Origin of the sequence: Paucilactobacillus oligofermentans DSM 15707 = LMG 22743, from assembly GCF_001434315.1 — a bacterium.
Taxonomy (GTDB): domain Bacteria; phylum Bacillota; class Bacilli; order Lactobacillales; family Lactobacillaceae; genus Paucilactobacillus; species Paucilactobacillus oligofermentans.
Genome location: NZ_AZFE01000030.1, coordinates 76,536 through 100,874, shown reverse-complemented (window position 1 = coordinate 100,874; position 24,339 = coordinate 76,536). Strand labels below are relative to the sequence as shown.

24 protein-coding genes are annotated in these 24,339 nt (G+C 34.4%); 23 read left to right on the top strand and 1 reads right to left on the bottom strand.

Annotated elements, in window-relative coordinates; translation table 11 throughout:
• Positions 1–14: 14 nt before the first annotated feature.
• The 23 genes from FC70_RS03225 to FC70_RS03125 all read left to right on the top strand — a co-directional run bounded on the left by FC70_RS03225 (position 15) and on the right by FC70_RS03125 (position 23,228).
• Positions 15–659 carry an NAD(P)H-binding protein gene (locus tag FC70_RS03225; protein WP_057889574.1) on the top strand — a complete coding sequence of 215 codons (645 nt, stop codon included), beginning with the start codon at positions 15–17 and terminating at the stop codon, positions 657–659.
• 172 nt (positions 660–831) lie between these two features.
• Positions 832–1,182, top strand: a complete 351-nt coding sequence (locus tag FC70_RS09435) for a dihydrofolate reductase family protein (protein ID WP_197713247.1) — start codon at positions 832–834, stop codon at positions 1,180–1,182.
• A complete protein-coding gene (locus tag FC70_RS09560) occupies positions 1,143–1,373 on the top strand; it encodes a dihydrofolate reductase family protein (RefSeq protein ID WP_197713248.1) in 231 nt (76 codons plus the stop codon). Before FC70_RS09435 ends, FC70_RS09560 begins: the two co-directional genes overlap by 40 nt.
• Positions 1,374–1,511: 138 nt before the next feature.
• Entirely contained in the window at positions 1,512–2,210 is a 699-nt protein-coding gene (locus FC70_RS03215; protein ID WP_057889573.1) for a response regulator transcription factor, read from the top strand.
• Complete coding sequence (locus FC70_RS03210) at positions 2,200–3,597, top strand: sensor histidine kinase (RefSeq protein ID WP_162253438.1); 1,398 nt, start codon at positions 2,200–2,202, stop codon at positions 3,595–3,597. The genes FC70_RS03215 and FC70_RS03210 overlap by 11 nt, the downstream gene beginning before the upstream one ends.
• A 103-nt stretch (positions 3,598–3,700) precedes the next feature.
• Positions 3,701–3,847: a teichoic acid D-Ala incorporation-associated protein DltX gene (locus FC70_RS09135; protein WP_083478616.1), complete on the top strand. Its 147-nt coding sequence runs from the start codon at positions 3,701–3,703 to the stop codon at positions 3,845–3,847.
• An 18-nt stretch (positions 3,848–3,865) separates the two neighbouring features.
• Entirely contained in the window at positions 3,866–5,392 is a 1,527-nt protein-coding gene (dltA, locus tag FC70_RS03205; protein WP_057889571.1) for a D-alanine--poly(phosphoribitol) ligase subunit DltA, read from the top strand.
• 1 nt (position 5,393) lies between these two features.
• Positions 5,394–6,599, top strand: a complete 1,206-nt coding sequence (dltB, locus tag FC70_RS03200; protein ID WP_057889570.1) for a D-alanyl-lipoteichoic acid biosynthesis protein DltB — start codon at positions 5,394–5,396, stop codon at positions 6,597–6,599.
• 14 nt (positions 6,600–6,613) lie between these two features.
• Positions 6,614–6,847, top strand: a complete 234-nt coding sequence (dltC, locus tag FC70_RS03195) for a D-alanine--poly(phosphoribitol) ligase subunit DltC (protein WP_057889569.1) — start codon at positions 6,614–6,616, stop codon at positions 6,845–6,847.
• The gene (gene dltD / locus FC70_RS03190; protein WP_057889568.1) at positions 6,844–8,094 is read left to right on the top strand and encodes a D-alanyl-lipoteichoic acid biosynthesis protein DltD; all 1,251 of its coding nucleotides are present in this window, start codon (positions 6,844–6,846) and stop codon (positions 8,092–8,094) included. Before dltC ends, dltD begins: the two co-directional genes overlap by 4 nt.
• A 12-nt stretch (positions 8,095–8,106) precedes the next feature.
• Complete coding sequence (locus tag FC70_RS03185; RefSeq protein WP_057889567.1) at positions 8,107–9,162, top strand: serine hydrolase domain-containing protein; 1,056 nt, start codon at positions 8,107–8,109, stop codon at positions 9,160–9,162.
• A gap of 14 nt (positions 9,163–9,176) precedes the next feature.
• The gene (locus FC70_RS03180; RefSeq protein WP_057889566.1) at positions 9,177–10,412 is read left to right on the top strand and encodes a PTS sugar transporter subunit IIC; all 1,236 of its coding nucleotides are present in this window, start codon (positions 9,177–9,179) and stop codon (positions 10,410–10,412) included.
• Positions 10,402–11,226, top strand: coding sequence for an alpha/beta hydrolase (locus FC70_RS03175; RefSeq protein ID WP_057889565.1), 825 nt, complete (start codon positions 10,402–10,404; stop codon positions 11,224–11,226). The genes FC70_RS03180 and FC70_RS03175 overlap by 11 nt, the downstream gene beginning before the upstream one ends.
• Before the next feature lie 181 nt (positions 11,227–11,407).
• On the top strand, positions 11,408–11,722 hold the full coding sequence (locus FC70_RS03170; protein ID WP_057889564.1) for a DMT family transporter: 315 nt from the start codon (positions 11,408–11,410) through the stop codon (positions 11,720–11,722).
• 80 nt (positions 11,723–11,802) lie between these two features.
• Positions 11,803–12,558 carry an alpha/beta hydrolase gene (locus FC70_RS03165; RefSeq protein WP_057889563.1) on the top strand — a complete coding sequence of 252 codons (756 nt, stop codon included), beginning with the start codon at positions 11,803–11,805 and terminating at the stop codon, positions 12,556–12,558.
• Between the two features lie 266 nt (positions 12,559–12,824).
• Complete coding sequence (gene argS, locus FC70_RS03160) at positions 12,825–14,513, top strand: arginine--tRNA ligase (RefSeq protein WP_057889562.1); 1,689 nt, start codon at positions 12,825–12,827, stop codon at positions 14,511–14,513.
• Positions 14,514–14,611: 98 nt separating this feature from the next.
• Entirely contained in the window at positions 14,612–15,082 is a 471-nt protein-coding gene (locus tag FC70_RS03155) for an arginine repressor (RefSeq protein WP_057889561.1), read from the top strand.
• A 180-nt stretch (positions 15,083–15,262) separates the two neighbouring features.
• On the top strand, positions 15,263–17,401 hold the full coding sequence (locus FC70_RS03150) for a PBP1A family penicillin-binding protein (protein WP_083478614.1): 2,139 nt from the start codon (positions 15,263–15,265) through the stop codon (positions 17,399–17,401).
• A gap of 66 nt (positions 17,402–17,467) precedes the next feature.
• Positions 17,468–17,812 carry a YlbF family regulator gene (locus tag FC70_RS03145; protein ID WP_057889560.1) on the top strand — a complete coding sequence of 115 codons (345 nt, stop codon included), beginning with the start codon at positions 17,468–17,470 and terminating at the stop codon, positions 17,810–17,812.
• Between the two features lie 84 nt (positions 17,813–17,896).
• Positions 17,897–19,099: a metallophosphoesterase family protein gene (locus tag FC70_RS03140; RefSeq protein WP_057889559.1), complete on the top strand. Its 1,203-nt coding sequence runs from the start codon at positions 17,897–17,899 to the stop codon at positions 19,097–19,099.
• Positions 19,099–21,660, top strand: coding sequence for an ATP-binding protein (locus tag FC70_RS03135; RefSeq protein WP_057889558.1), 2,562 nt, complete (start codon positions 19,099–19,101; stop codon positions 21,658–21,660). The genes FC70_RS03140 and FC70_RS03135 overlap by 1 nt, the downstream gene beginning before the upstream one ends.
• A gap of 26 nt (positions 21,661–21,686) precedes the next feature.
• Positions 21,687–22,610: a 3'-5' exoribonuclease YhaM family protein gene (locus tag FC70_RS03130; RefSeq protein ID WP_235804070.1), complete on the top strand. Its 924-nt coding sequence runs from the start codon at positions 21,687–21,689 to the stop codon at positions 22,608–22,610.
• Between the two features lie 153 nt (positions 22,611–22,763).
• Complete coding sequence (locus FC70_RS03125) at positions 22,764–23,228, top strand: hypothetical protein (RefSeq protein ID WP_057889556.1); 465 nt, start codon at positions 22,764–22,766, stop codon at positions 23,226–23,228.
• Between the two features lie 129 nt (positions 23,229–23,357).
• On the opposite strand, the gene FC70_RS03120 is transcribed toward FC70_RS03125, so the two are convergent.
• A complete protein-coding gene (locus tag FC70_RS03120; RefSeq protein ID WP_057889555.1) occupies positions 23,358–24,305 on the bottom strand; it encodes a helix-turn-helix domain-containing protein in 948 nt (315 codons plus the stop codon).
• Positions 24,306–24,339: the final 34 nt, after the last annotated feature.

Here is a 24,339-nt window from a genome sequence, read left to right as displayed (position 1 = left end):
GATAGGGTGAAATAATGAAAGTATTAATTTTAGGAGCGGCAGGCCAAATTGCTAGGATGGTCGAGGCCAATTTATTAGATCAAACTGATGCCGAATTAGTTTTATATGGTCGGAATGTTTCTACTCGTTTAGTATCATTAAAAAGTGAGCGAGTGAGTTTAATTGATGGTGATTATTCAGAACTAGATAAGTTAAAGTTGGCATTAACAGATGTTGATTTTGTATATCTAAATACGGTGCCACGTGATGTTAAATTTATGACGGAGTTAGTTAAATTAATTGAAGCTAACAGCCAAGCTCGTTTCATCTCAGCCAATATTCCGGATTTATATCAAGAAGTTTCTGGTCCATTTACCAAGTGGTATCGTCAAATGACTGGTGATAAGATTTGGGAAGGACCGCGTCGTCAGGCTGCAGATGTAATTGAAGCTAGTCAAATAGATTATATTATTTTACGAATTACTTGGTTATATAATCAACCGGGTAACACGAAACTGCATGTTTCTAAAAAAGGTGAACCATTAGTTGAATCACAAGTTGCTCGTCAAGCAGTAGCCCAATTTGTAACCGATATTGTTACCGGTAAAGCAGATTATCATCGTGCTAATTTAGGCTTAGGTGAACCTGATACGGCATGGGAAAAACCTTCGTTCTATTAATAAACAAAAATGATTGAGCAATATTTTTGCTCAATCATTTTGCTTTTTTGTAGTATTAAAGGTGTTTTCTTTACGAAAATTAATTGCCTTGGTACAATTCGAGGTAGATAGATTAAAACTAGAGTGGTCACTATTTTATTAGTTGCGGCGTGCTAAAAATGGGAGAAAAAATATGACAAGAAAAGTTATTTTATATATTGCAACCAGTCTTGATGGATACATCGCAGATAAAAATGGCAATATTGATTGGCTTACTGCTTATGGAGATCAAGATGTTGTATCTGAAGATAACAGTTATCAAACTTTATTAACTAGAGTTGACACTGTAATAATGGGACGAACGACTTATGATCAAGTTATTAATGAATTTATGGTAGAAAATAATGATGCCTATTATTATGAGAACATGAGCAATTATGTCTTTACCAATCGTCCAGCAGAGGCACGTGAAAATGTTGTTTTCACTAATGAATCTGTTGTGGATTGTGCTCGTCAGCTAAAAGTGGAAAAGATATTTGGTTAATCGGAGGTGCATCAATCATTACACCGTTAATTAAAAATAATCTAATTGATGAATATCAAATTACGTTGATTCCTGTTATTTTGGGAAAAGGGATTAGACTATTTGAAAACCTTGATATAAATGAGGTTAGAGCCTTGAAGTTGACCGATACTCATACAGTTGGGGATATGGTATACCTTACCTATAAATGATAATTAAGTGGTGGAGCAAATTTTATTTGCTTCATCACTTTTTAATTTTTAGTAATAGTAAATTACTTTTCTTTACGATAACTAAGCAACTTGGTACAATTCGAGATGGACGGATTAAAATTAGGAGGATCTTTTAGGATGGTCACTATTTTATTAGTTGAAGATGAAGATAGCCTAAGAAGTTATTTAAAAAATGAATTACAATTTGAAAATTATACAATTATTACCGCTTCCGATGGTGAAGAGGCGGTGCAACAATTCACCGACCATCGAAATGAAATTGATTTAATTTTATTAGATTGGATGTTACCTAAAATTGATGGTTTGGGAGTTATGCGTCGAGTATTGAAACTAAAACAAGTACCGATAATGATGATGACGGCTCGAGATTATATTGGTGATAAGGTTGCCGGATTAGATAATGGTGCAGAAGATTATATTACAAAACCATTTGAAATCGAAGAATTGCTTGCGCGGATTCGAGTGATTATAAGGCGTGAAGCTAATACAGAAAAAGCGACACCGGAACAGTATCAAGTTGGTAAATTGGTACTAGATATTAAGGCAAAGGCCTTATATTTTGGTGCAGAAATAATTAAATTAACGCCTCGTGAATATGATTTGTTAGTAGTATTACTTAAAAATGAAAATCAAGTTATGACGAGGGATGAGTTGTTAGATTTAGTTTGGGGTATTAATTTTGAAGGTGACCCCAATATTGTTGATGTTTATATTCGTTATCTACGTCAAAAAATTAAGTATGATGATTCATTAATTCAAACTGTGAGAGGAATTGGCTACATTTTAAAATCTGATGAAAATAAAAATGAAGAGTAAAAGTAGCGCATCACAAATGACGTTTGCCTACGGAATTATGTTGATTATGATTACGGTGATTACCAGTTTATCGGTAATGATTATCGTTGGGTCAATGTTTGTTGTTAATACTAGAAGTAATAGCGAACAATTAATCACTTCGTTAAATAACTCTGTGGTAGAGGGTAAATTTGATTGGAAATATTGGAAGTCGAATAATGATGTTGATACTAGACGAACTTTCATTACGATTACCACTAAAGCAAAGGGTAAAGTAATTAGTAAACAATATTCTGACCATGCTGAAGATTTTTTATATGACTCTTTTTGGAGTTGGCCAATTTTAAAAAATGTGCAGGTGCGTGAAAATCAGGGGATTTATTATCATGCCAATCGAACGGTGATTGTTATGAATAGTAAAAATCAACCACGCCAAATTAAGTATCAAATTTGGATTAGTTTAAATCGAGTAATTAACTTATTTAAACGTTTATTTATTGTGATTGTCGCAATTAATTTGTTGAGCTTTTTATTGGGACTATTAGTTATTTCCAAGCTAGCTAATAAATTAACGCGCCCGCTTAAATCATTAGTTAGTGAAACTAAACAAATTATTAATGAACCAACGGCTAAGTATCAATCTAATCTGACAGTAGCGGATAACCCCAAAGAAGTCCATGATTTAACGATTGAATTTAATAAACTGTTAAATGAACTCAATGAAAATATCAAGCGAGATCGTCAATTTATTTCTGATGCTTCTCATGAATTGAGAACGCCGATTGCTGGAATTAAGGGGAACGTTAAGTTAATTCAACGCCGTGCTGCGGAGCATCCAGAAGTCATTCCAGAATCGTTAAAGTATATTGAAACTGAATCTGATAAAATGCAGCGCTTGATTGAAAGTCTCTTAGCGTTATCAAAAGTTGATAAAGTTGAACTTGAATTTAAGGAAGTTCCCATTTTAGCAATCATTAATGAAACGGTTGATTTGATGCGGCAACAAGTAACGCAACCAATTAAGGTTGAAGGAATTACTACTAGTAATGTCGTAACTAATGTCAATAATCTCCAGCAAATATTAGTGACGTTAATTGATAATGCACAAAAATATTCACCAAAAAATTCTACAATTACGGTGCAACAAGTTGAAACTGCCAATGCAATTATAATTACAATTGCTGATCAAGGTCTTGGTATCAGTGACGAGGATAAAGCTCATATTTTTGATCGCTTTTATCGTGGGAAAGAAGCACGTGATACTAAGATTGAAGGGACTGGGTTAGGGTTAGCAATTACCTCACGCATGGCGAAATTAATTTATGCAAACCTAGAAGTTACTGATAATACTCCACAAGGAACTAAATTTATGTTATTGCTTCCAAAACACATTTCTGAGAAATTCTAATCTTTTCCTCAGCAAACATATATGGCACCTTACAGACTCAATGTTTATAGTACAACTACAGACATTAAGAATTGTAAGGTGTCTTTTTTTATGAGGTGATGAGATGCAAATTTTAGAACGACTGAAACAAAAGCCAATTATCTGGTTTTTATTAAAAGCAGGTTTTTATTTTTTAATTATAATGATCCTGATTTATATGTATGAATACAGTGGCGTTAATAATTCAGGTTTTATCTATAACGAATTTTAATCATGGAGGGATATTTCAATGAATTTAATTAAGCAAATTGATCAATTCGCAACGGAAAATCCGGCGGCGATTGTTTATAACTACCTTGGTGAAACAAATACCTATGGTGAATTACAACAATATTCGAATGCGTTAGCAGCAAGAATTCAACAGTTAGATTTACAACCCGAATCACCAATCATTGTCTATGGTGGTCAAACTTTTGAGATGTTAGTTGCTTTTATGGCGAGTGTCAAAACGGGGCATGCTTATATTCCTGTTGACAAACATTCACCTAATGAACGAATTAAGCTAATAACTGAAATTGCTCAGCCAGAATTAATGATCGAAGTTGATGGAAATACGCCAGCAATTGAAAACTTAAAAGTGATTCATAGTGATGAATTTCAAGCTATTAAACACGAGACATCATCATTTGAATTCGACGATAACCAAATGGTTACTGGTGATCAAACCTTTTATATTATTTTTACCTCAGGGACCACCGGTAATCCTAAGGGGGTTCAAATTAGCCATGATAACCTTAAGAGTTTTACGGATTGGATGTTGAGTGACTTTGGCTTGCAAGCACAACCTAAAGTTTTAGCACAAACACCTTATTCATTTGATTTATCAGTGATGGATTTATATCCAACCTTACTTTTAGGTGGTGAATTACAAGTTCTACCACGTGAACAAACCGAAGATTTTAAGAGCTTATTCCAGTGTTTATCTGAACTAACGGTTGAAGTCTGGGTATCGACGCCGTCATTTATTGAAATGGCACTCTTAGACCGTAATTTTAATCAGCAAGTGCATCCTGAATTAACAACTTTTATGTTTTGTGGTGAAGAACTTACACACGATGTTGCTAGTAAATTACATGAACGCTTTCCAGATGCCCACATTTTTAACACTTATGGACCAACAGAAGCCACAGTGGCTGTTACTTCAATTGAAATTACACCAAGCATTTTAGCTATGTATGATCGATTACCAATTGGTTATTTCAAGAATGACACATTGGGATGGATTGAACTTGCATCAGATAATGATAATACTGGTGAAATTGTGCTCAGTGGACCATCGATTTCAAAAGGATACATCAATAACCCGGCTAAAACAGAACAAGTATTTAAGCATGACCAAACTGCAACTTACCATACTGGTGATTTAGGACAGCGTAAAAATGATGGCCTGATATTATATGCCGGACGCAAAGATTTTCAAATTAAGATGCATGGTTATCGGATTGAATTAGAGGAAGTTAATCATTATCTAAATCTAAATGAAAATATTAGTCGCGCCGTGGCGGTTCCAGTGACGGATAAAAATGGCAAAGTGGTTTCACTGTTAGCCTACGTTCAATTAGATTTAACGAGTTATCTTTATCATGATTTTGAAGTCGATGGCCTTAATTTGAAACTGACGGACGAATTGAAATTTGAATTAGCCAAAAAAATGATGTCATATATGATTCCACAAAAGTTCGTTTATCTAGATACATTACCAATTACGATGAATGGCAAAATTGATATTAAGGCATTGATGAGGGAGGCAAAGTAGTTTGATTAATTTACAACCATATGAAAGTCCAGGCTATTTTGGCCTCATCATCGGTTTGTTATTACCAATTATTATTGGACTTTTTTATGGCAAACGATTGGTGATTTACGAAACCATCTTTTCTTTGACCTTTTTAGTTTTAACGTTTGGTGGGAAAGACTGGCATCAAGGCCTGGCACTAATTGGATATGTATTATTTGAATTAATCGTGATCTTTGCATATTCCAAATATCGTTTAAAACGCAATCGAACTTCGGTCTTTATCATCGCGGTACTACTAGCGATTGCACCATTGATCGTGGTTAAGATGACGCCACTATTTACAATTAAGTCATCGTTAATCGGTTTTTTAGGAATTAGTTACTTAACTTTTAAAAGCGTGCAGATGGTAATGGAAATGAGAGATGGGGCAATTAAAGAGTTTGAGCCAATCCTGTTTGTTCGCTTCTTACTATTCTTTCCAACCATCTCATCAGGACCAATTGATCGGTTTCGGCGTTTTAAAACGGACTATGTCAACGCGCCAGAGCGTGATAAATATGTAACGATGATTGGTAAGGCAGTTAAGTATCTCTTTTTAGGCTTTTTATATAAGTTTATTTTAGGTTACTTTTTTGGCAAAGTACTACTGCCAGTCTTAGCGCATGAATCATTAGCACAAAGAGCGGCCTTCTTTCATACCGGTTTATCATGGCCGTTAATTGAATACATGTATACCTACAGTATGTATTTGTTCTTTGACTTTGCGGGTTATAGCTTATTCGCGATCGCGATTAGTTACTTGATGGGAATTGAAAGTCCGTTGAACTTTAATCAACCATTTAAATCGCATAATGTGAAGGATTTTTGGAATCGTTGGCATATGTCATTATCATTTTGGTTCCGAGATTATGTATTTATGCGTTTAACCTTTTTCTTAATGAAACACAAAATTTTTAAAAATCGAATTCACGTCTCACAAGTTGCGTATTTAGCTAACTTTTTGATTATGGGATTCTGGCACGGCGTAACGTGGTATTACATTTTGTACGGTGCTTTTCATGCCGTTGCGATTATTATTAATGATATTTGGCTCCGGTTTAAGAAAAAACATCAAGTTCCAAGTAATCGCTGGACTAAAGGTTTAGCAATCTTCATCACTTTTAATGTCGTTTGCTTTAGTTTCTTAATTTTCTCAGGTTTCTTGAATACTCTATGGTTTAAATAAAAGGAGAACTTAAAATGAATGTAAATGAAATTGTATTAGATATCTTAAATGGAATTACCGGTACCGACTTTAGCAAAGACATGGATGCAGATATTTTTATGTCAGGTCTTGTAGACTCAATGGCAACCGTGGAATTACTACTAGAATTACAAGATAAGTTTGGCATTGATGTGCCAATTTCAGAATTTAATCGAGAAGATTGGAAGTCGGCTAATAAAATTATTCAAAAGGTGGAATCATTACAATGAAAATGAAAAAAAAGCTTTGGAATATCTTTGGACCGGTACTACTTGCTGGGCTGCTGGTTTTCATTGCTTTTTTTGTCGCTAACCAATTTACAACGGTTAACAAGGCAACTGAAAAGCGAGCAGCGGTTTCATTATCAACCAATGTCTACAAGGGAAGTATTGTTAAAAGTCAAGCGCTTAAGGATGGCTATGTACCATTCTTTGGTTCGTCAGAATTATCACGGATGGATCCATTTCATCCATCTGCCTTAGCCAAAAAATATCATCGTAACTATCAACCATTTTTATTAGGTAACCCGGGAACTCAATCGTTATCGCATTTAATTCAAATGCAAGGAATGAAACAACAATTGAAAAATAAAAAAGTGGTGTTTATTATTTCCCCACAATGGTTCACAAAACAAGGCCAGTCGCCACAGGCATACAGTTTATATAATTCACCAATTGGAACCACACAATGGCTTCTCCATGCTCATGATAGCCAAATGACGCGTTATACAGCCAAACGAATTTTAGCAATGAATGAAAATAGTAATTCAGGTGCTGCCCATCGAGCATTAATTAATTTAGCTAGTGGTAAGAAAGTGACTAAGACTCAGTTGATGCAATTGAATGTTGAGGCAACGATGTTAAATTCAGAAGATAAATTATTTTCATCGTTTGTTTCTGGTAAAAGAGAAGCTAAAATTGATGGCAATCAAAATAAGTTACCGAAGCAAGATAACTTTAAGATGCTAACAAAGTCGGCTAATCAGATGGCAGCTAAAGCAACTGATGATAATCCATTTGGTATTAGTAACAATTTTTTCAACCATCGGTTAGCTAAAGGAAATAAATTAGCTAAATTACAAGGATCACAGTCTCACTTTAATTATCTTCAGTCACCAGAATATGCGGATTTTGAATTAGTTTTGGCTCAGTTTGCTAAATGGAATGTGGATCCAATCTTTGTGATTACACCAGTTAACCAAAAGTGGATGAAATATACTGGTTTATCAAATGACATGTATCAAAAAGCCGATCAAAAGATTAAATATCAATTAAATAGTCAAGGGTTTAATCATGTTGTTGACCTCAGTAAAGATGGTGGTAAAAAGTATTTCATGGAAGATACAATTCACCTTGGCTGGAATGGCTGGTTAGCAATGGATCAAAAGGTATCACCATTTCTACAAACAAAACAAAATCAACCAACATATCAAATCCAAGATAAATTCCTCTCAAAAGAATGGCAACAAGCAGAATAGCTGATGATAACAATGAACAAAAATATGCAGTGGTGGTTAATTATTATAATAATCACAGTCAGTGTCGTTAATATCCCCATTAACGTACTGGCAAAAGATAAGAATCAAATAGTAATCAAAAAAGATGTTAAAACAAGGTCATTTGTTGGAACGATAGCGATTTATCAAAATGGCAAACTAATTAATCATTATAGTCAAGGCTACGCTAATGTCTTGAGTAAAAAGTCGAATAATCTAAATACAATGTTTGAAATTGATTCAATTCAAAAAATGATGACCGGCGTATTAATTATGCAGCAGGTAGAAAAGCATCATCTGAAGTTAACTGATCATTTAGACAACTATTTCCCCAGTGTACCGGGTTCGGCTAATATTACTATTCGGCAGATGTTAAATATGACTTCCGGATTATCAATGGATGGTTCCAAAGCACCGGGTTTTTTAACGGATGATTTTGGAATCATTCGTCATGAAATTACGCAGACAAAATATACAATTTTGAAAAATGGTATCTGGGATTATCAACCAGTTAATTATGTATTGTTGGCTGGAATTTTGGAAAAAGTTTCACATCAGAGTTATCGACAATTATTTACTCATCAAATTATTGATAAACTGAAATTAAAACGAACTGCATTTGCGTATGCATTACCAACTAATCGTGATTCAGCAATTGGTTACTCGGTTCCTAATCACATCCTTGGAATTTCATATACCCAGCCATTTAAGCAGCGATTGGTCTTAGAACGTAATGAATTAGGGACCGGTCAGTTATATATGAGTGTAGGTGATTTATATCGCGTGGTTAGCGCAATTACACAAGGCAAAATTATTAAGCAAGCAGATGTAACTAAATTGTATGCTAAAGGATCAATTAGTGGCTATGGTGGTGGCTTATATAATCGTGTTGATCGTTATAAAACTAATGGTGCCGGTTATGGATTTGAAGGAACCATTAGAATTAGTAAGAATGGGAAGCAAGCGGTGGTTATCTTGAGTAATTACGAGGTGACAAAGATGGGAATCAGCAAACTAGGTGATTCTTTAGATCGAAAATTACTCAAATAATTGGAGGCATTTGGATGCTAGGAGGAAAATACGTAAACTTAAGTCGCAAAATAATGTCACTTAACTTTGTACAAGAATTGCAACAAGCTTTTAGAATTCTTAATCAACAAATCTTAGTCACAGCCGTTTTGTCAGTTATCAATTTAGTGGTGCTAGATGATTCAGGCTTTTTAAAAGAAATTTTTGGAATTGATCAATGGCTACCATATTTCACACAAATTCAAATGATTGTTAATAGCTTAACGATTATTACTGGGGTGATGCTAATTGCCTCAATAGCGTATTTGATGGGTTCAAAAAAGTTGGACACGTATTCTTTGTCCGGTTACATTAGTGTCATAGTAACGATTATCTTTATGTTCCCAGGGAATTTGCTGACTGGTAAAATTAATGAAGATTTGATATGGCTAAGTTTTAGTGCAATTAATTTAAGAAATTTGCTGATTGCTGCAGTTATTGGTTATCTAATTAAATTAATTTATCTTAAGTTAACACAACTAATTAATGCGAGGACGTGGTTTTCTGCACTAATGACTTTATTAGTTTTACTGGGGTTATTTGTTTTAACCAGAGATGATTGGACTCAGGCCGTTATTCGCACCTTGTATGATTGGATTGACGGGATACAGGGTTGGGGTATTTTGCTGATTCCACTGATTGCTGTTTTGAATTGTTTATTATTCATTTTTGGAATTGACTCATTGCTACCAGTATCTAATAGTGATTTTAGTGATGCAGCCATTAAAAATTTAAACTATGTTCTAGAAGGTCATAGTGTATATTCAATTCCAATGCCAATTAATATTCACGCATTATTTGATGTCTATGCAACTAGTGGTGGAATTGGAATGTTATTGCCATTAGTAATTGCGATGTGGATTGTGAATCGACAACACACAGATATTCATGATTTGAAATTGTCCGTAGTTCCGACGGTATTCAATATTAATGCACCGCTAGTAACTACATATCCAATTCTATTCAATCTAATTTTATTAATCCCGATGATAATTTCTTCAGTTGTGGCTTGTTTAATTCCAGGAATCTTGATATTACTGCAATGGTTACCCAGCTCAGTTTATCCAACGGCAACTTCTACTCCTGGTCCCTTAGAAGGATTTTTAAGTACTAATGGAAATTGGGTTGCTTTAGCAGTCGGCATCATTAACTTAGTAATTTCAGTGTTAATCTATGTACCATTTATTAAGTTATCTAATCAAGAACTGCAGGTGAATAAGCATGAACATTAAAAAAGTAATTGTTAGTTTGTTAGTTATAATCGCATTTGTCGGTATGGTTATTTTTGGTTTAAGCCAACAACGCGCACGTGTGAAACTGATGCGGGAAATGGTACCGTCCGCAATGGTGCCAATAATTCTGGTACCGGGAAGCTCCGCTGATCAAAATCGTTTTGATGCGTTAATTCAAGAATTAGATGAACAAACAGAAAATCATAGTTTACTTAAAGTTAAAGTCGATCAAGATAATCAATTACATTATTCGGGTACAATTCGGCAAGGTGATAAACGACCATATATTGTGATTAGTTTTCAAGATAATGATGATGGGTATGCCAATATCAAAAAACAGGCAAAATGGTTTAGTATTGCTTACCAAGTCTTGTCAAAACGGTATCATTTTAATCAATTTTCAGGAATTGGTCACTCAAATGGTGGTTTAATACTAACTATTTTTTTGGAAAAGTATTTACCGGATACTAGTTCAATTGATAAGTTGATGACGATTGGTACGCCGTATAATTTAGAGAACACAACCAAAGAAAAAACGACGATGCTCAAAGATTTAATCGCTGGCCGCAAACAAATTCCGACCAATTTAATCATGTATTCCATTGCTGGGACCAAATCATATGCTGGTGATGGTACGGTGCCGTTTAAAAGTGTTGATAGTGGGAAATATATTTTTCAAAATCAAGCACGAAGTTATACGGAAATGATTGTTACAGGCGTTGAATCATCACACTCTGATTTACCAGAGAATAAGCAGATTGTTAAATTAATTAGTCGATTTATGTTGAAGCCGACGCGTAACAGTCATCACTAAGAGAGTGTTAAAGTTTTAAATTAAGGATTGATGTGTTATGGTTAATTGATAGAAAAAAAGATAAATTGCCACCGGGCAAGGTACACCACGTTTCACTCCATTAGGTCATTGAAGGAGTGAGAAGTGGTGTATTTTTATTTCTAGATAATTTATTGATTGTAAAACTACAGGAGGAAAAATCATGAGTTGGATTTATTTATTAATTGCAGGTTTATTTGAAACAATTTGGGCCACTTTTTTAAAATTAAGTAATGGATTTACGCACCTAAATTATACAATTTTAACGATTGTCGGTATGATTATTAGTTTCTATTGTTTAGCGAAGGCCACAGTTTCTTTACCATTGAGTTTGGCATATCCAATTTGGACCGGAATTGGAGCAGTTGGAACGGTAATTATTGGGGTCGTTTTGTTTGGTGATAAAATTAATCCAATGACTTGGGTCTTTGTGGGGGTCTTATTAATTGGCATTGTGGGTATTAAAATAACGTCTTAATTAGACCAAAATGTTATCAATTTGTGGTTAACCAGCATATAATTAAGTTAAAATCTTAAGTTGATGGGGAGTATTTATGTATGCAAATTGATAATGATGTAATTTATGATGCTGATAATCGGTTAACAACAGATATTTATTATCCAACTACCAACGCAACTCGTGGAGTTGTTATTATGATTCACGGTGGGGGATGGCTCCGTGGTGATAAAAGTAAAGACGTTGATCTAGGTAAGAAGTGGGCATCTAATGGGTATCTAACTTTTATCCCAAATTATCGATTAGCCCCGGTTGCCTATTATCCAGCTCCCTTGGAAGATATGGATACATTGTATGCATGGATTAAAAACTCAAATTATCAATTTGACCGGACCCATATTGCTGTTTGTGGTTCTTCGGTTGGTGGAAATATGGCCGCTGAAATGGCGATTAAATATGGAATTCCAGCAATTTCATGGTCAGGAGTATTCGATATTGATCAGTGGATTGAGCAACACGAACAAGTAGTTGGAAAACTAGAACGGACAATTAGGGAAGATTCCGGCCAAGATGACAGTTTTTATAAAGGTTTTATTATGAACTACTTTAATGGTCAAACTGATCAGTTAGTTGAAGCAACGCCAACACACCGGATTAATGAAAAAACCGGACCAATGTTTTTAGCTAATTCATTAGATGAATTTATCCCTAATTCAGGAGTGCTAAAAATGTCAGCGAAGTTGGCTGAAAATCAAATTGTGCATACTGTGAGATTTGTAGAGGGAACACAACATGCTAAGGGATATGTGGATGAAGTCTTTGATGAATCAGTCTTATTCTTGAGTAAATGGTTTTAGATAAGTATTGGTATTTTTAATCAGATTTGTTATAATAATGGATGTTAAATCTCAATTATGAAGAAGTAGTAATTAAGTAATTCAATCAAGCGAGCTTACGATAGTGCAAGGTAAGTATGAACCTTAATGAAGGCGTGTTTTCTAGAGAACAGTCAAATATCTAAAGTGGATTAATTTCAAATAGAGTGGTACCGCGGGTAATCTCGTCTCTGATAAGGCTAATAGTCTTATTAGGGGCGTTTTTTATTTGCAGGAAAGGAAAAAAGATGGATACAAAAACACAAGTAGTTGAAGCCTTAGCTAAAGTTTTACCAGATATTGAAGTAATTGATATCGAAGCCAAAATTGAACGACCAAAAGATACAACCAAAGGGGATTATGCCTTTCCAGTATTTTTCTTGGCCAAACAATTACATCAAGCACCACAACAAATTGCACAAGATTTATTACCTAAAATTGATCAAAAGGGCTTTGAAAAAATCGAAGTTGTCGGACCATACTTAAACTTTTTCTTAGATAAAGTAACCGTTGGGGCTGGTATTTTAGATGAAATTCTTTCTGATCCGGCTAACTATGGTTCATCAAATCTTGGTGACGGTGGTAATGTATCAATTGATATGTCATCACCTAACATTGCGAAACCAATGTCAATGGGACATTTACGTTCAACGGTGATTGGTAATGCATTAGCTAACATCTTGAAAAAAGTAAATTATAATCCAATTAAGATTAACCATCTTGGTGACTGGGGTACTCAATTTGGTAAGTTAATGACGGCTTATAAGATGTGGGGTAGCGAAGAAGAAGTGACCGCAGATCCAATCAACACGCTTCAAAAATATTATGTTCGTTTCCATCAAGAAGCCGAAACTAATCCTGAATTAGATGAAGATGCGCGTGCTTGGTTCAAAAAGCTTGAAGATGGCGATCCCGAAGCATTGCATTTATGGGAATGGTTCCGTGAAGAATCACTTCAACTATTCATGAAAATTTATGATTTATTAGATGTTCACTTTGATTCATTTAATGGTGAAGCTTTCTATAATGACAAGATGGATGAAGTTGTTGAATTACTTGAATCTAAGCATCTCTTACAAGAAAGTAAAGGGGCCGAAATTGTTGACCTTGAAAAGTACAACCTTAATCCTGCCTTAATTAAGAAAAGTGATGGTGCAACCTTGTACATCACGCGTGATTTAGCTGCTGCAATTTACCGTAAGCGCACGTATGATTTTGTTCAATCACTATATGTGGTTGGTAATGAACAACAAAACCACTTTAAGCAATTAAAAGCAGTTCTAAAAGAGATGGATTATGATTGGTCAGATAGTATTCACCACATTCCGTTTGGCTTAATTACTCAAGGTGGTCGTAAGTTATCAACACGTAAAGGTCACATTATTTTATTAGAAGTAGTTTTAAATGATGCAATTGATTTAGCTAAGAAACAAATTGCTGCAAAGAATCCCACATTAGCTAATGCCGATAAAGTAGCTGAACAAGTCGGTGTTGGGGCGGTGGTATTTCATGATTTGAAAAATGAACGCTTAAACAGCTTTGATTTTGATTTAGAAGAAGTCGTTCGCTTTGAAGGTGAAACTGGACCATATGTTCAATATGCTCGTGCTCGTTCATTGAGTATCCTACGTAAGGCAGGAAATCCTGATCTAAGTGATGCCACTAAGAAAATCACTGATCCAAATGCTTGGGAAGTAATTAAAGCGCTTGGTAATTATGGCGATATTATCCAAAAGGCTGCGAAAGAATATGAACCATCAGTAATTGCCAAATACACATTGCAACTAGCTAAAGACTTTAATCAGTATTATGCACATTCAAAAATATTGGTTGAAGATGATGAGAAACTAGCTCGACTTGCATTGGTTAAAGCCGTTAGTGATGTTTTAGAATCAGGTCTTACATTATTGGGTGTTCAAGCACCAGATGAAATGTAATTAATAAATATTCAGGAAGCCACGAAAATGATTTATGTTTTCGTGCTTTTTGTTATAATGAAAGATAATATCCGTTTTAATCAGGAGGAACAAGCATAATGAAAAAGTCGTTACGACAAGCTAAAATTGAACAAATAATTAGCCAATACTCGATTTCAACGCAAGATGATTTGCTAAATAAGCTTACTGATGCTGGAATTTCAGCTACGCAAGCAACGATTTCACGCGATATCCGTGAAATGCAAATTGTTAAAAGTGCCGATGGAACTGGTGAATTACGTTATACAATTTTTAAAGTTGGTAATCGGACCGAACAAAATCGGTTGTATACAACGATTAATGATGTTGTAACTAATGTGACTCAGGTTGAATTTATGAACATCGTGCGGACACTACCAAGTGATGGTAATATGTTGGCAGCCATCATTGATGATTTGAGTTTGCCTGAAGTAGCTGGAACGTTAGCCGGTCACGACACAATTTTCATCATTAGTCCTAACCAAGTGGTTGCTAAAAAGTTTAATCAAAAAATTAAAGAACATATTAACGAGAATATTTACGTCGATTAAATACCGTTGCTTAGAATAAAGATTTTTAAAATTGATAAATGATTGGGGCGTTATTAGCCTGATAAGTTTATTAAATTTGAAATCTTTTTTTAATTTCACGTAAGATTTATATAAAAATCTTGCATTAATGGAAAATGTGATAAAATTAAACTCGATAATAATTGGAACTGGAGATACTAAATGAACGATCAGCAATCAAAATTTAAACGCTGGTTTGAAGATTTTAAAGAATGGTTTTTGCCGTATTGGCGTAAATTTAGATTAAAACAAAAAGCCTTTTGGAAAAAATATCAAATTACCCGTTGGATTATTGCAATTTTACTTACTTTGTTTTTAGTCATTAGTGTTTATTTAACGTTTGTTGCTAAAACTGCAAATGTTAGTAATTTAAAAGCAACCTTGTCACAAAATACAATGGTATATGACAAGGATGGCGATTCAGCAGGAAGTTTATATTCGCAAAAAGGAACGTATGTATCCTTAAGTAAAATATCGCCAACCATTCAAAATGCAGTGCTATCAACTGAAGATCGAAATTTCTATCATGAACATGGATTTTCAATTAAGGGAATTGCGCGTGCGGCGTTACTGTATGCTAAAAATAAGGTACTTGGAAATAACTATATTTCTGGTGGTGGGAGTACGTTAACCCAACAATTAGTTAAAAATGCTTACTTAACTCAGGAACAAACATTTACGCGGAAAGCGAAAGAGATTTTCTTATCAATTGAAGTTGAAAATGTGTATTCAAAGAGTGATATTTTAACGATGTACTTAAATAATGCTTACTTTGGAAATGGTATTTGGGGTGTTCAAGATGCATCAAAACGTTATTTTAGCAAGGATGCCAGTGAATTAACTAATTCAGAAGCAGCCGTGTTGGCAGGAATGTTAACGTCACCTAGTGGATATGATCCAGTTGCCCATCCGGAGGCATCGAAGAAACGACGAAATGTTGTCTTACAATTGATGGTCGAAAATAATAAATTAACTCAATCAGAAGCTAATAGTGCTAAAAAAACCGCGCTCACGATTATTAATGGCTACCAATCTTCAGATAGCTATAAGTATCCTTACTATTTTGATGCGGTAATTGATGAAGCGGTCAATACTTATAATATCTCTGAAGAAGATATTATGAATAAGGGCTATAAAATATATACAACGCTTGATCAAAATCAACAAAAGGATATGCAAAATACGTTTGATGATGACGATAATTTCCCAGCAGATTCTGCTGATGGAACGATAGTTCAAGCATCATCTATCGCAATTAATCCTAATACAGGTGGTGTTTTAGCCGTTGTTGGTGGTCGAGGAGACCATGTTTTCCGGGGATTTAACCGGGCAACGCAAATGAAACGACAACCAGGATCAGCAATTAAACCGATTGCTGTTTACGCACCAGCTTTGGAACATGGTTATTATTATGATTCAATGCTAACTGATAAGAAGAAATCTTACGGAACGGATAATTACACACCTAAAAATTATGATGATACGTACAGTGGTTCGGTGGCAATGTATAAAGCAGTGGCACAATCTTTAAATGCACCGGCTGTTTGGTTACTTAATAAAATTGGCATTAATCGTGGATATGAATCGGTTAAAAAGTTTGGGTTACCAGTAACTAGTAAAGATAAGAACTTGGCTTTAGCGCTGGGTGGATTATCGACTGGGGTATCACCACAGCAATTAGCCACAGCATATACTGCTTTTGCCAATGATGGTAAGCTGGCGTCAGCGCATTATATTACCAAGATTGTTGATGCCTCTGGTAAAACGATTGTGACTAATGAAAATGCTAAAAAGAAACAAATTATTTCTAAAAAAGTGGCTAAAGAAATGACTAGTATGTTAATTGGTGTCTTTAGTGATGGAACTGGAAAAACAGCTAAACCGGCTGGTTATACGGTCGCCGGTAAGACTGGGAGTACCAGTGCCGATGTTGTTAATGGTGAGGATTCTGAACGTGATAAGTGGATTGTTGGTTATACGCCGGATGTTGTGGTTGCTACATGGGAAGGCTATGACACCACCGATGAATCGCATGTTTTACCAGATTCAAGTTACGTTAATACCAACACTTTATTTAAGACGGAAATGGAACAAATTTTACCAAATACCAAAGAGACTGAATTCAGTACTAAGAGTGCATCGACGCTAGCTAATAATGATAATAGTTCATCTTCAAACATTTGGGATGAAATTCAAAATAGTACGTCATCGGTTGGTGATAAAATCAGTCAAGGTGCAGATTCAATTTCTGGAACGGCAAGTAATCTTTGGAGTAAAGCCAAATCAATTGTCGGTCAGTAGATTTCAAATTGAAGTCGTTTGAACGTTCATGTATAATGAACATATCGAAAATTTAGGAGGACTATTATGGTAGTCAACATCTATGACACAGCTAACCAAATGGAACGCGATTTAAGCAATACACAGGAATTTGCTGCATTGAAAGAAGCTCATGCAGCAATGAAGGCCGATGCTAATGCATTTAGTATGTTCCAAGATTTTCAAAATATGCAGATGACACTTCAACAAAAACAAATGCAAGGTCAACAACCTACTGAAGATGAAATCAAAGCAGCACAAGATTTAGCTGGTAAGGTTGGCGAAATCGAAGTTGTTAAGAACTTGATGGAAAAAGAACAAGCAGTTGATCAAATGCTTAGCCAAATTAACCAAGTAATCACAAAACCAATCCAAGAATTATATCAAGGATAAACCTAATTAATTAGGTAATATAATCACTAAAAGGACAGCAACGGACTACGGTTTGTTATGTCCTTTTTTGATAGGAGTAATGAAATGAAATTTATTCATACTGCAGATTTACATTTAGATAGTCCTTTTTTAGGATTACGAAATACCCCAACAGATTTACAAACTCAGATTATGCAATCAACCTTTGTTGCGTTTGAACGATTAGTAACTAATGCGATCGAATCACAAGTTGACTTTATTGTGATTGCGGGTGATATCTATGATCGTGATGAACATAGTATTCAGGCCGAAAACTTTTTTATCCAGCAATGTGAAAAATTAAAAGTACATGATATTAAGGTTTATTTGAGTTATGGAAACCATGATTATCAGCAAGTTAACGATGCTAACTCATTACTACCCGATAATGTTTATGTATTTGGTAATCAAGTTGAGACTAAACAATTAACAACTAGTGATGGGACCAGTGTTGCAATTTCTGGTTTTAGTTATGATTCTAGATGGATTACAGATGACCGAACAAATGAATATCCAAGTAAAGCACAAGTTGATCTTCAAATTGGAATGCTACATGGCATGGTATCGGGATCTAAAGAAAATCATGCTAATTACGCACCATTTAAATTGGCAGAATTAACAGCTAAAGGTTATGACTATTGGGCACTTGGACATATTCACAAACGAGAAGTTCTTAGTGAAAACCCATGGATTATTTATAGTGGTAACACGCAGGGACGGCACAAAAATGAACCCGGTGAAAAAGGATATTATCAAGTTGAATTAAAAAATGGTCATTTGGTGCCGGAATTTGTTGCAATTGCTCCAATTGTTTGGACATCATTGAGTATTGAATTAGATTCAACAAATACGGCAGCAGAGTTACAGTTGTTACTACTTAAAAAATTAGAGGCACAGTTAAGTACGCGTACTCAGTTAGTTCAGATTATCTTAAAAGGTGACACAATCGCTTCTAATCTTGATGATAACGTAGAATCAGGATTACTATTAGGTCAATTACAACGAAGTATTGTTAGTACCAAACTAACCACGGTATGGCCAGTTAAAATTAAAATTGAAACTACCAATCAATTACCAACATTAATGAGCTTAGATCAAGAATATTGGCAAGCAGCCGCGCAACAGGTATTTACTAAAACTACTTTAGATCAAGTAGCTGAAAAGTTATTTAAAACGCAATTTATTGATGATGAATTTAATAATTACGATGCACTTGATGATTTAAAGCAACAGGTTTTACTTGAATTTAATGCGAGAGGAGAAAAGTAATGAAGATTACACAAATCCAAATTGATGGTTTTGGTAAATGGCAATCAACTAATTTTAACCTTTCTCCTAATTTACAAGTAATTTACGGGGCCAATGAAGCTGGAAAATCAACGCTAACGCAGTTTATTTTAAGTGTTTTATTTGGCTTTGCAAACCATTCTGGTAAGAATAAATACTTACAATATATTCCAAAAGATACGGCTTCTTATGGTGGCGTAATTTTATTTGAGCATGAGGGACAGGAATATCGACTTAAACGGACCAAAGGTAAAAAAGTATCTGGTCAAGTAGAGTTTTCAACTGAAACTGGTGAATCCTTAACAGAAGAACAGCTAGCACAAATTATTTCACCATTGAATGAAGAATTATATCGTGCGATTTTAAGTTTTTCACAGAATGACTTGAATTCAATTTTTGATTTAACCACAGATGAAATTGATGCAACATTACAACAAATGGGAACAGTTGGTAGTGCACAATGGATGAAATTAGTTAAAAACTATGAGAAATCAGCCAATGCAATCTATAAAGATAGCGGTCGCGTATTACCAATTAACGTTAAGTTACAAGAACATCAAGAATTACAGGATCGAATTGACGAAGCAAAATTAGATTATAACCGGTATCATGATTTAGTCGAAGCAAATAACCTGGATTCCATTCAAAAAAAAGAGCTGACAAAGGATTTATCAAACCTGCAGACTAAAGATAATGAGCTAGAACAATTGAATCGATTGATGCCAATTTATAAAAAGTTACAGGGGATGGGACAAGTTGATACCACAGATTTTAATAGTGATGATGAGATTAAAATTAATCAGATTGTGACTAAAGAAAATGAATTGCAGCGATCAATTAAACAATCAGAATCAGATTTAAAAGTTATTGATGGTCAACAATATACGAGTGAAAAGCAAAAATTTTACTTTGAACATTTAGCCGAGTTTGAACATGTGAATCGCGAAGTTCCTAAAATTAAACAAGCAATTGTCTCCCAACAAGAAATGATCAATGAGCTGCAATTAGTTAATCAAGAGCTTGCGAAGATTAAAGCAAAGTATCAGGAGTTTGGATTACCGAAGTCACTGGCTAATGAGCAAAAACAAGTACTCGATGATTTGTTGTCGCGCAAAGCCAAACTATTAGATCAACAGGATTCCATTTTGACGACGAGATCAACGCAAAAAAATCAAGCAGCAGATACCAAATCTAAAGCAATTTTATTTATTGGTGTTGCCGTAGTTGGAATTGTGCTTGCAATTTTATTTACTACTCTAATTATGCGAATTTTGGGTGTGGTGTTATTAATTGGTGGTGCAATTGGTTGGTATTTAGATTCTCGTAAAACTAATTTAAGCAATGATACTTCAATAAATGATGGGGATGGGTTATTAGCGCAGGTTAATAATGAAATTACTCAATTTGGAAAAACAAACGGTCTGCAAGATTACTCGGTTAATCAGTGGTCAACAATTCAGTTTGAATCATCCCAATTTGATGAACAATCACGTCAGGTTCAAATCCTCAACCAAAAGTTAGCTGATATCGAATTGATTATCGATACTTTTATGGCACAAAATACTGAATTAGGTACCTGGATTGATGGTGATCATTTAGCCAATAGTTTGGATAAAATTGAAGAATACCATGATGAGCAGCAGCATGCGGTTAGCTTAGCTCAAAAAAATAATGAAAAACGTAAGTTATTAACTGCGCAGATTGACGAACAGCAACAACGACTAATAAAAATTGCCGAAGATAAACAAGAACTCTTGGAACAGGTCGGGGTTAATTCAATTGAAGAGTTCAATGTTAAATATCGAGATCAACTGACAAAGATTGATATGAATGCAGATAAGAAAGCTTTAGCTGGACAGATTAATGGTGAGCAATTAACTAAATTAGCTACGTATGATGACGTTAAGCAACTTAAAAAGCAATTAGAACAGTTACGTAAGAAAACTAGTGAGATAAAAGTGCAACGGGATGAGCTTGAAACGAACGTTAATCGTCGTAATCTTACAATTGAATCAATTGCTAAAAATGGCTTATTATCTGAGTTACGGCAGCAATTAGCGGATTTAGAAACTGAAATTAATGAGTTAGTCGTAGAGTGGTTACATAATCAATTTGCCAGCTTATGGATTAATCAGACGCTACAAGCAGCATCCAGTGATCGATTACCACAAATCATTACTCAAGCTAAACGATACTTTAAGTTATTAACAGATGATCGTTACATTGATATTGTATTAGCTGATGGGATAAAAGTAATGGATGAAGAGCATGTCGAGTTTGAAGTTGGTGAACTTTCACAAGGCACTGCTGAACAATTGTATGTTGCGCTTCGGTTTGGCTTTATTACAGTAATGAATGAAAAAATTAATTTTCCGCTGATTATTGATGATGGATTCGTAAATTTTGATAATTCGCGAAAAAATCGTACAATTGAATTATTAAAAGAACTATCTGATCGTAGTCAAGTGATTTACTTAACAGCAGATGATCGGATTTTGCGTATGTATAATAGTGAACAGGTAATTAATCTAGATGAAAAATAGGTGATTTGATGGATGCTAAAAAGTTAATGGATTATAAAGTTGATGAAGCAATGGATTTATTTGTTTTATTGAAAAATGCTGATGCTAGAGTGGCTAAAAATGGTAAACGATTCTTATCAATTACTTTTGAAGATGAATCTGGTGAAATCAGTGGAATGTATTGGGATGCAAGTGATGCGGACGTTGCTTCATTTGTTGCTGGTAAAGTGGTTAAGTTAACCGGAAAACGTGAACTTTATCAAGGAAAGGCACAAATTAAAATTCAAAGTATTCGTTTAGCAACGGATAATGAACCAAATGATCCAAGCTACTTTGTCCCACATGCACCAGAAAAAAGAAAAGATATTAAAGAAGAGATTGAAGCATTCTTGTTTGATATCACGGAACCAACTTGGAATCGAATTGTCCGTAATTTATTACAACGACATGCGGAGTCATTTTATACTTATCCCGCTGCTAAAACTAATCATCATGCATATGCGGGTGGACTATCATTTCATACGTTGTCAATTTTACGATTGGCAAAATCAGTTGTCGGTGAATATCCTGGGATTAATGCACCGTTATTATATGCAGGCGCAATTCTGCATGATATTGGGAAAACAACCGAATTATCTGGTCCTGTTTCAACGCAATATACAACCACGGGTAATTTAATTGGTCATATTTCGTTGATTGATGGTGAAATTGTTAGTGCCTGTGATGAATTAAAATTAGATTCACAAGGTGATGCAGTAGTCCTACTTCGTCATATGGTTTTATCGCATCACGGCTTGTTTGAATACGGTTCGCCAGTCGAGCCGCATATGTTAGAGGCAGAAATTTTACATCGACTTGATGAATTAGATGCATCAATTATGATGATTCAAGGCACGTTGAAAAATACACCAAATGGCCAATTTTCAGAACGAATTTTTGGCTTAGATAATCGTAAATTTTATAAAGAGTAATCACAATGATAATTAAATAAAACGACTAAATCACTTTTGATTTAGTCGTTTTTTATTACAAAAATAATGCGACGTTTGATTTTAATCTGATTATAATTTGCATGTACTATTTTTGAAATGATACTAATTTTTATTTAACTAGGTGGTGTATGTATGCTAATTGATATAACAGGAGAAACATTTGGTCGGCTGATTGTAATTGAAAGACACGGCCGAGCTAAAAATGGAAATGCACTTTGGCTTTGCAAATGCAGTTGTGGTAATACATCCGTTGCTGATTCATATGGATTACGCCACGGTGTGACAAAAAGCTGTGGGTGTCTACGAAGTGAGACTGCGAGTTATATAATTAAATCCAATAAAAAGACAGCTATTAATATTGGTAATAAAAAAAATTTAAAAACTGCTAATGGTGTACCAATTGCTAGTGTGTCATTAAGCAAGCGAAACCAAACTGGAGTTACCGGGGTTACATACCTATGTAGGTCTGATAGTTGGCAAGCAAGAATGATGGTAAATGGTAGTTATGTGCTTTTAAAAAGTTTTGCCACTTTTCAAGAAGCAGTCGAAGCTAGAAGGACTACAGAAAAACAATATTATGGTTCAAAATTTTTTTAGATGATATAAAAGCTAATTTATACATATATAAGTTCGTAATTAAAAATAGTATCACTAACTATTAAACTTAAAGGCTAATAATTAGTGATACCATTTTTTATGTAGTTAAAATAAACGGTATGTATAATATTATTTCATGTTTTTAAATATATGTATATTTTGTTGCAATAAAATAAGATCATCTTTCTTTTCTAACGCTTTAATCAGCAAAAAGAAGAAATGATAATCATTGGCAGAATAGGCTAAAGAAAGTGATTTTATATAATTAGTTTGCGCTAATTCGTAATTTTTAAGTTGATAATATGATTCTGCAATTTCAAATAAGAGTTCAGAAGAACGATAGATTGAATGACGTTCTTGTTCAAAGATGAGTCCTTTTTTTGCTATTTCAATTGCCTGCTCATACTTTCCCATGAATTTTAAATTTTTACTGGCGTTATAAAAGATAGTTCCAAGGGTTTCAATCGATGATTTTTCTTGAATTAAATCAACATTCTTACAAGCAATATCGAAGAGCTCTTCAGCCTTACTATATTTTTTGAGTAGAAAATATGATGAAGCAGCTGCAGAAAATAAAAATGTTTCAGTTTTTGAAAAAACAGTTTTTCTTTTAGCCAAGATAGATAAATCATTTGTTGAAAATGACATAGTTTCTTGAAGTGCTTTTTTATAAATTTTCAAGGCTTCTGCAGGTTTATGCAAATAGAAATTTATGTAAATTCCTTTATAACACATAAATTTCTGCTTATCATTTGGATCTAAACAGTTTTTCCAGACATCTTTATTCTTTAGATGAACCGTCATGTTAGCGTAATCACGGTTGTGGATGGCCTTTTCTAATTGATTAAAAATATCACTAAGAAATACTTCACGTGAATGGGTGAAAAATTGATTTTGAAAATAGTAGATAGGAATTTCTAGACGCGTACTTAGCTTACCAATCAAGTCAAATGACGGAATACGTTGATCCTTTTCAATCATACTAATTTCACCTTGTGTGCAGATACCTGCCGCAAGTTCCAGTTGGGTCATTGAACGTTGCTTTCGATAATATTGAATGATTTTTCCGACTTGCATAAAAGATCTCCTCTCGTTATTACAAAAGTAATAT